At 64.8% G+C, this 13,386-nt stretch carries 10 protein-coding genes; 4 read left to right on the forward strand and 6 right to left on the reverse strand.

The genetic code is table 11. The features are described 5' to 3' along the window. Nucleotides 1–4: 4 nt before the first annotated feature. Both IPK75_15550 and IPK75_15555 read right to left on the reverse strand, forming a co-directional pair. Nucleotides 5–1,189 (reverse strand): efflux RND transporter periplasmic adaptor subunit, encoded by a 1,185-nt coding sequence (locus IPK75_15550; GenBank protein ID MBK8199764.1) that lies wholly within the window; start codon nt 1,187–1,189, stop codon nt 5–7. Between the two features lies 1 nt (nt 1,190). Beyond that, a complete protein-coding gene (locus IPK75_15555) occupies nt 1,191–1,886 on the reverse strand; it encodes a TetR/AcrR family transcriptional regulator (GenBank protein MBK8199765.1) in 696 nt (231 codons plus the stop codon). A gap of 142 nt (nt 1,887–2,028) precedes the next feature. Between IPK75_15555 and IPK75_15560 the strand changes: the two genes are divergently transcribed. Beyond that, nucleotides 2,029–2,655 (forward strand): nitroreductase, encoded by a 627-nt coding sequence (locus IPK75_15560; GenBank protein MBK8199766.1) that lies wholly within the window; start codon nt 2,029–2,031, stop codon nt 2,653–2,655. Here the strand turns inward: IPK75_15560 and queF are convergent, their stop codons facing one another. Further along, nucleotides 2,656–3,123 carry an NADPH-dependent 7-cyano-7-deazaguanine reductase QueF gene (gene queF / locus IPK75_15565; GenBank protein ID MBK8199767.1) on the reverse strand — a complete coding sequence of 156 codons (468 nt, stop codon included), beginning with the start codon at nt 3,121–3,123 and terminating at the stop codon, nt 2,656–2,658. It lies immediately after the preceding gene. Then, nucleotides 3,116–4,135, reverse strand: coding sequence for a calcium/sodium antiporter (locus tag IPK75_15570; GenBank protein MBK8199768.1), 1,020 nt, complete (start codon nt 4,133–4,135; stop codon nt 3,116–3,118). The genes queF and IPK75_15570 overlap by 8 nt, the downstream gene beginning before the upstream one ends. 173 nt (nt 4,136–4,308) lie before the next feature. Here IPK75_15570 and IPK75_15575 point away from each other — a divergent pair, with 173 nt between their 5' ends. The 3 genes from IPK75_15575 (at nt 4,309) to IPK75_15585 (ending at nt 10,758) form a co-directional block, all read left to right on the forward strand. Then, a complete protein-coding gene (locus tag IPK75_15575; GenBank protein MBK8199769.1) occupies nt 4,309–6,126 on the forward strand; it encodes a BamA/TamA family outer membrane protein in 1,818 nt (605 codons plus the stop codon). A 29-nt stretch (nt 6,127–6,155) separates the two neighbouring features. Then, nucleotides 6,156–10,232, forward strand: a complete 4,077-nt coding sequence (locus IPK75_15580; GenBank protein ID MBK8199770.1) for a translocation/assembly module TamB domain-containing protein — start codon at nt 6,156–6,158, stop codon at nt 10,230–10,232. Nucleotides 10,233–10,377: 145 nt separating this feature from the next. Beyond that, complete coding sequence (locus IPK75_15585; protein MBK8199771.1) at nt 10,378–10,758, forward strand: helix-turn-helix transcriptional regulator; 381 nt, start codon at nt 10,378–10,380, stop codon at nt 10,756–10,758. A gap of 4 nt (nt 10,759–10,762) precedes the next feature. Here IPK75_15585 and IPK75_15590 read toward each other — a convergent pair whose 3' ends face one another. Beyond that, nucleotides 10,763–12,139: an L-serine ammonia-lyase gene (locus IPK75_15590; protein ID MBK8199772.1), complete on the reverse strand. Its 1,377-nt coding sequence runs from the start codon at nt 12,137–12,139 to the stop codon at nt 10,763–10,765. A 32-nt stretch (nt 12,140–12,171) separates the two neighbouring features. After that, nucleotides 12,172–13,371 (reverse strand): FAD-dependent monooxygenase, encoded by a 1,200-nt coding sequence (locus tag IPK75_15595; protein ID MBK8199773.1) that lies wholly within the window; start codon nt 13,369–13,371, stop codon nt 12,172–12,174. Between the last annotated feature and the right edge of the window lie 15 nt (nt 13,372–13,386).

Here is a 13,386-nt window from a genome sequence, read left to right on the forward strand (position 1 = left end):
TTCCCTAGCCGTCGTTCTCGGTGGAGGCGCGCTGCGACTCCCGCGGCGTCACCGGCGCGCCGGGCGTGATACGGTGCAGGCCATCAATGATGATCCGGTCGCCGGGCTGCATCGGCCCGCGCACGAAGGCGCGGTCGCCGGCGGTGTGGATCATTTCCACAAGCCGCGCTTCGGCCCGCGCGCCCTTGCCATCCGGCGCGGCGACGTAGACCGTCCACAGACCGCGCGTCGCGCTGGTAAGCGCCTTGAGCGGCACCCAGAAGCCGCCTTCGTCAATCTTGCGCGGCATCGAAAGGCGCACGAGGCTGCCCGCCGGCACGCCGGCCGCCTGGTCGATGTCGAACACGGCGGTCACCGTGCGCTGCGAGGCGCTGACGACGCCCGTGATGCTGCGCAGCGTGGCTTGCACGGGCCCGGTCTCGGCCGTCAACATGTAAGGCTTGCCCGGTTCAAGCCCCGAAACGACACTCGCGGGAACCCCGATCTGCGCCTCGAGATGGCCCGCTTCAACGAGTTCGATCAGAGGCTGGCCGGGGCCCGCGATTGCGCCTTCGTCGGCAAACCGCGCCGTGACGACCCCGTCAAACGGCGCCGTGATGCGTGCGAGGTCAATCTGTACACGGAGCGTATCGGCCTGTGCCTTGGCGGCATCGATGCGCGCCGAAGCGGTAGTAGCCTGGGCCTCCGCCTCGTCGACGCGCTGGGTTGAGACGTGCCCTTGAGCCTGCAGGGTGCGCTGACGTCCGACCGTATCGAGCGCCAGCTGGTAGCCCGCGCGCGCCTCCGCCACAACAGCTTCGGACGACGCCAGCTGGGCCCCGAGCGCCCGTGTATCGAGCTTAGCCAGCGTGTCGCCGGCTTTCACCTGGTCGCCCACGCGCACGGCAATTGACTGGATCCGCCCGCCGCCCGGAAACCCAAGCTGGCTTGTGCGCTGCGCCTTCGCCAGGCCGGAAAAGGTTTCTTCGATCTCGAACGTGTCGATCCGCTCGATCTGCGCGACCTCGACCGTCAGCGGCTCCGGTTCTGCAGCAGCAACCTTGGGGCCTTCCGCGCTGCGCAAGCCGAACGCCGCGAAAACAAATCCGCCCAGCACCGCCGCGAGGATCACGACGAAGATCAGTCCCTTCATGAGCGTGGGCTTGAATTCGCGCTGTTGCAGGGCGGCGTGATAGTCAGGATCGGTCATCTTAATACCCGGAACTGTCAGACGTTGGCCTGCCGGGCTGTAGGCTGCGCACCATCAGTCCGACATGAAAGGCGGTGAAATCCTTGACCGACACGCCCGGCGAGGCGTCCGGCATCATGGTGGGGAAACCCGGCAAGTGAATCAGCAACTGGGCGAGCCCGTGCATCGAGGCCCAAAGGGACTTTGCAGCCAGCAGCGGGTTCATCGACGGATCGAATATGCCGGCCGCCTGTCCCTCCTGCACGAGGGCCGCGACCGTTCCGAACGCCTGCCCCTTCTTGGTCTGCTGGAACGTGTCCCAGTCGTCCGCAGGCTGATCAGCCGCTTCCGGTGAGCCCAGCGACGAAAAGGCCGCGAGGTAATGATGCGGGCGCTCGACGGCTACTTCGATATAGGTCGTAAAACACTTCCGGATGCGCTGGTCGAACGTCAGCGTCTGCAGGGCCGCCCGGTCGACGCTTTGCATCAGGCGCCCGAAGAAGGCCTCCTTCAGCTCGTCGACGAGTTCTTCCTTCGAGCCGAAGTATTTGTAGATGGCGGAGGGCGAATAATCGATCTCTTCGGCAAGCCGGCGTATCGACAGGCCGGCTTCCCCCTCCACCGAGAACACTCGCTCGGCAGCCTCAAGGATCGCGCCGCGCACCTTCTGGCGGCGGCGCTCGGCCGGGGAGGTCTCGAGGTCCAGCGGTGGCGACAAGCTGGCGGCTCCGATCAGCGTTTAGAAAGTGAACACTGTTCACATGAGGCAGAAATAGGGCAGACGTCCGAAGGCGGCAAGGCGCGCCGTAAAATAAATCATGCCTTCTCCTCCGCCGTCCGTCGCATTAAGCCGGACAGACATGACCAAACGATTTCCACCTCCGCCGCCGCGCGACCTTCCCCTGCCCGGCGCCCGCCCCAGCCCTGATGCGAGAACCCTGCTTGCACTCAGGAAATCCGCCAACAAGCTCTTGCTCGGCGCTCCGGGCCCTACCCCGGCCGAACTCGACGAACTTCTGCAGGTCGCCGCACGCGTTCCTGACCACCGAAAGCTCGGCCCCTGGCGCTTCATCGTTTTTGAGGGCGACGCCCGCGCCCAACTCGGCGCGCAACTCGCCAAGATACTCAGCGACCGCGGCGCGCCCGCTCCCCAGGTTGACGAGGCCGCAAACTCGATGTTGCGCGCTCCGGTCGTCGTGACGGTCATCTCAAGCCCGGTCGATGACGGGCGCACCCCCGTCTGGGAACAGGAACTCTCCGCCGGGGCGCTCTGCTTCAACCTGCTGCTCGCCGCGAACGCCAGCGGCTGGGCGGGCGTATGGCTGTCGGAATGGCCGGCCTACGACGCGGATGCGGGCGTCGTCCTCGGCCTGAAACACGGTGAGCGCGTTGCGGGCTTTGTCCACATCGGCACGGCGCGCGCGGCAACGCCGGAACGCGTGCGCGCCGACGTCAGCGAACGGATCACCCGCTGGACGCTCGACTGATCAGCCCCGCCCGCGATAAGGCGCAACGCCTGTATCAGGCACATGCAGGCCATCCGGCACGGCGCCGGACTGCCAGAACACATCAATCGGGATCCCGCCGCGCGGGTACCAGTAGCCGGAAATCCTCAGCCAGCGCGCATTCGTGAACTCGTAGATACGTTTTCCGATGGAGACCGTGCAGTCCTCATGGAACGCCCCGTGATTTCGGAAACTGGTCAGGTAAAGCTTGAGGCTCTTGGATTCCACCAGCCAGTCGCCCGGCGCGTAGTCGATCACAAGGTGCGCAAAATCCGGCTGGCCGGTGACCGGGCAGAGGGACGTGAACTCAGGCGCCACGAAGCGCGTCAGGAACAGGGTGCCCGCATGCGGATTAGGCACGCGCTCAAGCACGGCGGCGTCGGGCGAGGCCGGAATGGCGCTGGCCTGTCCGAGTTGGCCGAGGCCCTGGTAGATCGTTTCGTCAGCCATTGGGCACCAGGTTGAAGGTTGGAAGAAGACCGAACGTGAGGCCCATGTAAACAGCGTATCCGGTCAGCAGCACCGCGCCTTCCCAGCGCGCGATTTGCCGCCCGGTCAACGCGAATAGGATGAGCAAGCCCACCGAAAGCACCAGCGCGCCGATGTCGATCGAGGACACCATGCTGACCGGCTGGTCGCCCGCGAGGGCCTCGGCAGACGTGTCGCCCCGGATGCCGAACGGGCGCACCAGGGCTGTGATGCCGAGAATGCCAAGCACGTTGAATATGTTGGACCCGATGATGTTACCGAGCGCGACATCGGCGCGCTTGCGGTAGGCAGCGACAACCGAAGTTGCAAGCTCCGGCAGGCTCGTGCCGATGGCGACAATCGTCAGGCCAATGACGGTTTCGCTGATACCGAACGAGCGCGCGAGCGACACCGCGCCCGTCACCAGCAGGTTGGCCCCCGCCACGACCCCGGCAAGGCCGGCCACCGCGATCAGGATGCCGGTAACCAGTCCGAAACCTGCCTCGACTATCTCGCCCTCTGCCTTGTGCATCTCGGCAGTAGGCCCCTGCCGGCGCTGGTCGGCAATCAGCGAGAACGTGAGATAGGCGACCAGCAACGTGACCAGCAGAAAGCCGGCGACCCGGCTGAATTCGCCGAACCAGATTAAGCCGCAGAAAAGCGCTGTCACGGCAATCATCACGGCGCCGTCGCGAGCGATCACATTCGGGTGAACGATGATGGGAGAAATCACCGCCGCGACTGCAAGCACGAGGAGAATATTTGCAATGTTCGAACCGATCACGTTGCCGATGGCTATGCCGACGGCGCCCTGCTCAACTGCCTGCAGGCTCGTCACCAGTTCCGGGACGGATGTGCCGAAACCTACCAGCGTCAGGCCGATGACCAGCTCGGAAATGTTCAGTTTCCGGGCAACGCTCACCGATCCGCGCACCAGCGCCTCGCCGCCGATGAACAAGAGAATGAGCCCGCCAAGGACGAAAAGGTACATCATTGCGTCGAATCCTGCCGCGTTTCCGGCGTTATAGGGTCACGAAAGCGTGCGAGGCAATCACGCTGCGGTGCGGCCATGCAATTCGCTTTCACCTGTCAAGTGAACGTTATGGTTTCACCAATATGAATGGGCCAGTACTTGCAATCCTGCTCCGGCAGAAAGCTGAGAACACGATGAAAGAGGCGAAGCCGGCCAGCGCATGGACGATCGCCCGGCCTTTGGCCGGGGCCTGCCTGCTGGCGGCAACATCAGCTTGCGCCCTCGTGCCGGGACTGGGCGGCAACGGGCTCCAGGCCGCTGAAGGCGTGCCCCGCGCCAAGGTCGAAGGCATGCCGCCGGCGCTCGCCGCCCGCGCCAACGACCTCGTCCGCGTCGATGAACCACCTGCGCGCAGCGTGCTGGAAGCGCGCAACCGCATGAACAATTCGGCAAGCCTCCTTCAGGACCTGATGTCGTCCGAAGGCTATCTGGCAGCCGAGATCGAGCCCGCCCAGATCAATGCGACCACAGACGAGACGGTGCTGTTTGCAGAGCCCGGCCCCTTGTTCACGGTCCTCTCCCGGGATTTCCAGGGCCGCGACCAGATGGCGCCGGAAGTGGCCAGACGGCTGGAAACGGAGCTGGCAGCCCTGCCTGCTGGCGCACCCGCACGCACAGCCACGATCGAGCGGATGGACGACGAGCTAGTCCTGCAACTTCGCCGCCACGGCTACGCCTTCGCCCGCAGCGAAGGCATCGACGTGCTCGCCTCGCGTGAGAACGCGGATGTCGAGCTGACCTTCCTGCTCGTGCCAGGTCCGCGCGTATCGCTTGGCGCCCTCGAACTGCCGGATGTCGAGCCCCGCAGCGCGAAGATGGTGCGTACCCTGAAGACCTGGTCTGACGGGGACCTCTACACGCCGGCGATCATCGACCGGCTCCGCACCCGCCTGCGCGCTACCGGCCTTTATGACGGTATTGGTGTGACGGTCGCGGACCTGCCGGGGCCTGATGGCCTGCACACAGTCACCGTTACGCTGGTGGAAGGCGAGCCGCGCACGATCGGCATCGGCGCGACCGCATCGACCACTGAGGGCATCGGTGTCGATGGCTACTGGGAACGGCGCAACCTCACGGGACGAGCCGACCGCATCCGCATCAGCGGCGAAGTCGCTACCCTCGCGCAAGGCCTGAAAGCCACCTACGAACGCCCGAACATCGGGAAGTATGGTCGCACGCTCTCACTCGAGACAGGCGTGCGCGCCGAACAGACCGACGCTTATGACCTTGAAGGCGTCAGCGTCGGCGCCACGCTGGCTCAGCCTTTCACGCGCCAGCTGACGATTTCGGTCGGCGCCGTGCTCGATGCGACGCGCACCATAGACCAACGGGCCAAGATCGTCGGCGGCATCGAACGCGACCAACTGACTCTCTCCTTCCCGGTCTCGGCCAGCTACACCGATGTCGGCGACCCACTGGACCCGCAATCCGGCCTGCGCCTGTTCGCCGGCGCCGACACCGGCATCTCGGTCGGCGACAATACGCCCGGCTATACCCGCCTGCATCTCTCTGGCGCCACCTATCGCGCCATCTCGGAAAACCTCGTCGCCGCCTTCCGCGCCGAATACGGCGCATTTGCCGGTTCCAGCGATGTGCCGCCCGACAAGCTCTTTTTCGCAGGCGGTGGCGGCACCGTGCGCGGCTACGAGTACCAGAGCCTGTCGCCGCGCGATTCCCTCGGCGCCCTGACAGGAGGACGCAGCCTGTTTGCCGCATCGGCCGAATTGCGCTGGCGCGCCAGCGAGCGCTTCGGCTACGCCCTGTTCACCGATCTCGGCGCCGCGGGTGATGATGCCGGCAGCGTGTTCTCCGACGCGGCCGCATCTGTCGGTGTAGGTGTCCGATATTATCCGGGGTTTGGCCCGATCCGGTTCGACATCGCGACCCCGCTCGACCGCCGCGACGGCGATTCGCCCGTCCAGGTCTACATTTCCATCGGCCAGGCCTTCTGATGCCGGACCGATTCAATCCCCTGCCCATAATGCGCCGGCGCCCCATCGTCTGGGCGACGGCGCTGTTCGTGTGCGGCCTCATAGCCGTGCTGTTCGCCGTCCGGCTCTGGCTTTCGACGGAGTCCGGCCGCGACTTCATCGTCTCGCAGATTGATGGACGCGAAGTCGCGGGCTATGGCCGCCTCAGTGTACGCAAGCTGGAAGGTGATCCGCTCTCGGAGTTTTCGATTGGCGAGATCGAGATCCGCGATGCATCGGGCGTATGGCTGACCGCCGAAGCGCTCAGCGTGACCTGGTCGCCCGCTGCCCTCCTGTCGCGCACGGTCGACCTGCAATCGGTCGCCCTGAAAGACGTGAGCATTCTGCGCCGTCCGGTCCGCGCGCCGCGCCCGGATAGCGACAGCAAGCCATGGGAAGTGCGGCTGTCTGATGCACAGATCAAGCGCCTCTACCTCGCGCAGGGCGTTGCAGGCCCTGAATCCGCTTCCGCCATTTCCGCACGCTTTCTCAATGAGCGCAGCGGATCCATCGACGCTCACCTCCGCATCGAGCCGCTGGACGGCGCCGGCGACCGCATTGAGGCCACCATCCTTCGCGACCGCTCGGCCGCCTTCGACCTTAAAGTAGACGGCTACGCACCCGCCGGCGGTGTGTTCGCGCACCTTCTGCAGCTTCAGGACGGCGCCTCGGCGATCGTGTCGGCCACCGCCGCCGGCAACCTCGACGACGGACGCGGCGAAGCGCGCCTGACGGTCGACGGCAGCGACAAGGTCTGGCTTTCGGGCAAGATCGAGGACGGCGCCGTGGACGCCAATGTGCGCCTCGACGCGCAGGCCCTGCCGATCCGTGCTGACATAGCCTCTTTCCTCGGTCCCAAGGTTGAAGCCGACGTGACGGCCACCTTCGCCCGCAAGTTCGTGACCTTCAATGTTGCCGCGCGAATTGCCGCTGGCACAATCAACCTGTCCGGCAAGTCCGAGCCCAATCGGATTGAGCTCCAGGAGCCAGCGCGCCTCCAGGCCCGTCTCGCGACGCTCGCCCCCTTCTGGGAAGCCCCGCGCGCCATCGCACTCGATGGTACGCTGGAAGCGCGCGACACCGGCTACCAGTACGTTGGCGACGCCAGCATCGAGCTTCGGCCGGAAGCCGGCTTGCCGTTCGAAGTCGTATCCGGTCCGGTCACGATCAGTCTTGAAAGCGGGCGCGTCCCGTTCACCGGCGACGTCGAAATCCGCAAGGCCTTTGCCAACAACCGCTCGGCCGCCGGCATCGTCGGCGATACGATCAAGGTATCCGGCAGCGGCAACTACGACCTCAGCGAAAAGAGCCTGCTGCTCGATGCGGTCGAGCTGACACACAAGTCCGGCACCGCGCAGTTGCTCGGTGAAGTCGACTTCGCCGACAACCGCCTCAACATTTCCGGCAAGCTGACCCAGTCGATCGCAGCCTTGCCCGGCGGCTTTTCTGGCTCGGCGTCGGGCTTCGTGCAGGCCAAGGGCGCGATCCGGGATTTCGAGCTGGGGCTCAATCTGAACCTCGCCGGCGTGACCGCCAGCGTGTCCGACCTCAACACGCTCGTCGAAGGCCGCGGCGCTGTCCGCGGCATGTTGAAATTCACACCCGACCAGGGCGACATCCAGCGCCTCGACGTCCGGTTTCCCGGCCTGGAGGGACAAGTCCGTGGCCGGATATATGGTCCTCGCAGCCCGGACATCACGTTTGACGCCCAGCAGATCAAGTCGCTCCTGATTGCCGGTAACGAGGTCGATCTCAGTCATGTCACGGGCAATGTGCAGCGCAGCGGCGCCGGCTACCTGCTCGCCGCCAACTCGGAAGGCGGAAGCGCAAGCGTAAGCGGTCGCCACGTGAGCAACCTCGCCGCAAAAGCCGACTTGTTGATCAACGAAGGCGATGTCTCGGGACCGGTAACCCTGACCGGCGTGTCGGATGGCCAGGCATCTGCTGTCTCCTTCGTGCTCGACAGGTCCGCGAAAGCCACGCGCTTCAATGCCATAGACGGCCGCCTCGGCACGATTGACTTCACGGGCTCGGCCACCCTGTTCGACAATGGCGTCCTGCAAGCCGACCTCGATGCCGACGCACAAGCCTTCACCTTCGCCGGCATCAAGTTCGGCACCCTGTCTCTGAAGGGCAACGCCGGACGCAGCGCGAACGACGCGCTGGCGCTCGGTGCCGCATTCGAAGCCCGCGACGTTGACGTCTCTTCACGCCTCGCAATTGACGCCATCACCGGCACGGTCACGACGACGAACGCCGGCTACCGGTTCGAAGGGCGCCTCGTCGACAAACAACCCGGCGCCAACAGTGACCTGGCCTTCTCTGGCATGGCCTCGCTTTCACGCGGATATCCGGCGGGAAGTCTGAGCCTGTCCGGCAACCTTCTCGGAAATCCCGTCTCGACACGGAAGGATATCGAATGGTCGCTCGGCGCCGCGCCATCGGTTGACATCGACCTCGCCTTGCTTGGCGGGTCGCTTCAGGCCGTGCTGAAACCGGGAACCGACACGAGCAGCAGCAGCGTCGAGTTGAAGAGCCTGTCCATAGCTCCCCTGCTCGCCGCGTTCGGCTATCCAGCCGTCGATGCTGTCGTGTCCGGCAAGATCAATGGACGGCTCTACGGTCCCAATCCGGAAGGCACAGTCGATCTTTCGGCAACAAGTGCCGTGTCGGGGCTGAACACCGCGCTTGATCTCGATCTCGACGGACGCCTCGACAAGAAATCGCTGACACTCACCGCGCAGGCGACCTACGGGCCCGACCTCAAGGCCAACGCCGCCGCGCGTTTGCCCGTCCAGCCTTCACAGAACGGCTTCGTTAACCTCGACCGAGACCGGAACCTTGAAGCCCTGCTCGACGTCAATGGCGATCTCAATGCGCTGCGCCTGATCGCACTGGCCTATGGCCACGATATCGGCGGCACGATCCAGAGCCGTACCAAGGTCACCGGCACACTCGACGCGCCGGCAATCGAAGCCAAGGCAGATATCCACAACGGGCTCTACGAATACGGCGCGACCGGCCTCAGCCTCAAGGATCTCGAACTCAACGCCAACCTGGCGAACCGGGTGATTGCGCTTACGGGATCAGGCGCGGGTGCCGAAGGAGGCCGTGTCACCCTGAATGGGCGCCTCGCCGAAGATGAAGCCGGCGTGACCGTGAACCTCGATCGGTTGCTGGTCTACGACCGCATGGGTGACATCGCCCGCCTGTCGGGCGAAGCCAAGTTGACGGAAGGCGCCAAGGACCGCGTGCTGAGCGGCGACCTCAAGATCGACGAGGCACGCTTCAACGTCGAGAACTTCTCGAACAACTCCATTCGTACACTGAATGTCCGATGGACCACCGATGATCCGGACGCGCAGCGCGCCGCCGTGCTTCGAAAGCCCATCCGGCTGGACCTCGGCGTCACAGCCCAGCGCGGCGTATTTGTCACCGGGCGCGGCCTCAACAGCGACTGGGCGCTTGATATCGACGTCACCGGCCGGCCCGACAGCCTGCTGCTGAAAGGGCGTGCAACGTTGGTACGCGGAACACTTGAACTCGCCCAGCGGCCTTTCGAATTCGAAAGTGGCCGCATTACATTCGACGGACCGATTGATTCCGCCCAGATGGCCATTTCCGCCAATCGCGAGGTCGACGGATTCTCCGTGCGGGCTGATGTCAGCGGCGCGCCGGCCAATCCGGAGATCGAACTGTCGAGCACACCGTCGCTTCCCCAGGACGAGATCCTCTCGCGCATGTTGTTCGGTCGCTCTTCCGTCGATCTGTCCGCGCTCGAAGCAGCTGAACTGGCGCAATCGATCGCGCGCCTTGCGGGCCAGGATACTGGTCTCAACCCCGTGGGCGCGATCCAGTCCGGTCTCGGCGTCGACAGGCTCCGGCTCGGCGTCGACACGGCCGGCAATCCGGAACTCGGTGTCGGCCAGTATCTTGCCCCTGATGTCTACCTCGAGGTGACAACCAAGGGCGCAGCGGGTAACAGTGTCGAGGTCGAATGGCAGCCTCGCCCGCAGGTTTCAGTTGCATCCGAGACTAGTTCGACGGGAGATTCGCGCATTTCGGTGCGCTGGAAAAAGGATTACTAACGACATTCGGCGTGCCAACAGGCGGCACGAGTGACGTGCTCTCCGACGCAACACTGTCAACGGCATTACATATTTTTATGCACCGCGCTTGTTGCCTTCCACTTATTGTGGAGGAAAACGATAAAAGAAGCCAAAAGGTAGAAATATGTTCGAAGAAGCCCGGATTGCAGGTTCCCGTTCCCCCACCCGTATTGACCAAATGGTCGGGGAAAAGATTCGCGAATTGCGCACGGCCCAGAATTTCACCCTATCGGAGCTTGGCCAGGAGCTGGGCATCAGCCACCAGCAACTCCAGAAATACGAGACCGGCACCAACCGCCTGAGCGCCGGCATGCTTGCCAGCGTCGCGCGCGTCCTGCGCGTCCCGATCTCCGAATTGTTCCAGGATTCCGAAGCCGGCGCTGCCGACAAACGCGATCCGGTCTCCGAAGCTCGGGCGCGCTGTCACACGCTGATCGACCGCACCAATTCGGTCGCAAAACTCGAATCGATGGCCAAGGTGCTCCGCGCCCTGTCGACCGACTGAGCCGTCAGCACTCGACGACGTTGACCGCCAGCCCGCCTTGGCTCGTCTCCTTGTATTTTGACGACATATCGATGCCGGTCTGGCGCATCGTCTCGATCACCTGATCGAGGGACACTTTCGTCTGTTCAAGCGAATGCAGCGCCAGACGCGCCGCGTTCGCTGCCTTCACCGAGCCGATCGCGTTGCGCTCGATGCAGGGGATCTGGACAAGCCCGCCAACCGGATCGCAGGTCAGGCCGAGATTGTGCTCCATCGCGATCTCGGCCGCATTGGCCACTTGTTGCGGCGTGCCGCCCCAGACGGCCGCGAGCCCCGCCGCCGCCATCGAGCAGGCGACTCCCACTTCCCCCTGGCAGCCCATCTCGGCGCCGGAAATCGAGGCCCGCTGCTTGTAGAGCAGCCCTACCCCGCCAGCCGTCAGCAGGAACTTGCGCACCCGCGCGGCGCGGTCCTCTGCTTCCCAACAATAATGCCGAATCACGGCCGGGATGATTCCCGCCGCGCCATTTGTAGGCGCCGTCACAACCTGGCCGCCCGCAGCGTTCTCCTCGTTGACGGCCATTGCATAGACGTTCAGCCAGTCGAACAGCTGCTCACGCTCGTTCGAGGGCGGCGCATTCTTGAGTTTCTGCCAGATTTCCGGCGCCCGCCGTCGCACCTTCAGGCTCCCGGGCAGCGTGCCGGTGCGCGACAGGCCTCGGTCAATGCAGGCCATCATAACCCCGGCGATCCGGTCCAGCGCGGCGTTCGTCGCCTCAGCCGCGCGCTTGGCGCCCTCGTTCGCCATCACCACAGCGTCGATCGGCAGCCCTTCCTGCTTGCAGACGGCCAGAAGCTCAGCGGCCGAAATGAACGGAAACTGCACGGCCTGTCCGCTCGGCACGATATCGTCCACCACAGGCCGTTCGAGCTGGCGTTGCGACGCGATGAACCCGCCCCCGGTCGAATACCAGGTATTGTCCGCCAACTCGGCCCCGTCGCCGGCAAAAGCCCGCAGCCGCATGCCGTTGGGGTGCAGCTTGGGCAGCACTTCATAGGCGAAGCGGATGTCGCGCGCCGGATCGAACGCAATGCGCCGTCCGTCCGGCAAGGGCAAAGTCCTGGACTGTTCCAGCGCCGCGACCCGGTTGTCTGCGTCTTCCGGATCGAGCGTTTCCGGATCAAGGCCGAGCAGGCCCAGCATCACGGCTTTCGGCGTTGCGTGCCCTGCGCCCGTCAATGCGAGGGAACCTTGTAGCTCCACCTCTATCCGCTCGGTCCGGGCGAGCACGCCTGACTGCTCAAGCTCGGCCAGGAACCGGCCAGCAATCCGGATCGGGCCTACCGTGTGCGAACTCGACGGTCCAATGCCAATGCGAAACAGGTCGAGTACGGACAGCATCTGGCGTTCCTTTTTTTGTTTTGTCTTGTTCGTCAGGCTGCCGCGCCGGGCAAGTCCGTCACGTCGTGAGAGTATATCCAGTCATATTGCCCATGCGCGATGGAGGGAAGGAACTGTCCCGCCAGCCAGATCGGTCCATAGGTCGCCAGCTGCGAAATCGGGTCTCCCCGATGGAAGAGGTTGGCGTTGCGCCGGGCACCTTCCTGCACCCGGCTGGTGCGCGGCTTGCGGATGTTTTCGTAGAGGGCGAGCGACTGACCGAGGTCATCACCGCGGCTGCAAAGCCGCGCCAGCACATAAGCGTCCTCAATCGCCATCACCGCCCCCTGCGCGAGGAAGGGCAGCATCGGATGGCAGGCATCGCCCAGCAGCACAACGCGGCCGTCCGACCACCGCTCAAGCGGCATCCGGTCATAAAGCGCCCAGCGGTTCAGGGTCTCGGCCTTCTCAAGTATGCCGCGGATCACCGGCGACCATTTCCTGAAATCCTTCAGCGCCTGCTCGCGCGCGCCCGTCGCAGTCCAGGATTCCAGATGGCGTTCCTTGCATTCGACCACCGCCACTAGATTGGCGAGGCTGCCGCGCCGCAGCCGGTAGGTCACCGCATGCCGCCGCGATCCCACCCAAACACACGCCGACTCGGGCGGCGCGTCCTTGCCGAGTTCTGACACCGGCACCACCGCCCGCCACGCCGCATGGCCGGTGTAGCGCGGTGCATCCGGGCCTGCGACCTGCGTGCGTATGGCGGAGTGGATGCCGTCTGCTCCCACCAGCAAGTCGCCCGTCACCATCTCGCCCGACGCCAGGTGCGCCGTCACGCTCGCCTCGTCCTGAGAATAGGAAACCACTTCGGAGCCGAGCCGGACGGCATCCGCCTGCCGGTCCGCCAGCGCGCTGCCGAGCGCGTCGACCAGATCGGCCCGGTGAATGTGCAGGTACTCGCCGCCCCAGCGCGCATGCGACGCTGCTCGCAGCGGGATTGTCAGGATACGGCCGCCGCCCTTGCCGAACCGCAACTCCTGCGCACGTGGCCGGAAAGCGTCCTTCTCGACCCGCGCGGTGACTCCCAGCGCTTCAAACACGCGCATGCCGTTCGGGCTGACCTGCAGGCCTGCGCCGACTTCCTCAAGCCGCGACGCCTGCTCCAGCACGGTGACCGTGTGGCCGAATTTCTGGAACGCGAGCGCTGCTGTCAGCCCGCCAATTCCTCCGCCTGCTATCAGGACATGCATGGTGCCTGGCCTGTT

The organism is Acidobacteriota bacterium, from assembly GCA_016712445.1.
Classification (GTDB): domain Bacteria; phylum Pseudomonadota; class Alphaproteobacteria; order Caulobacterales; family Hyphomonadaceae; genus Hyphomonas.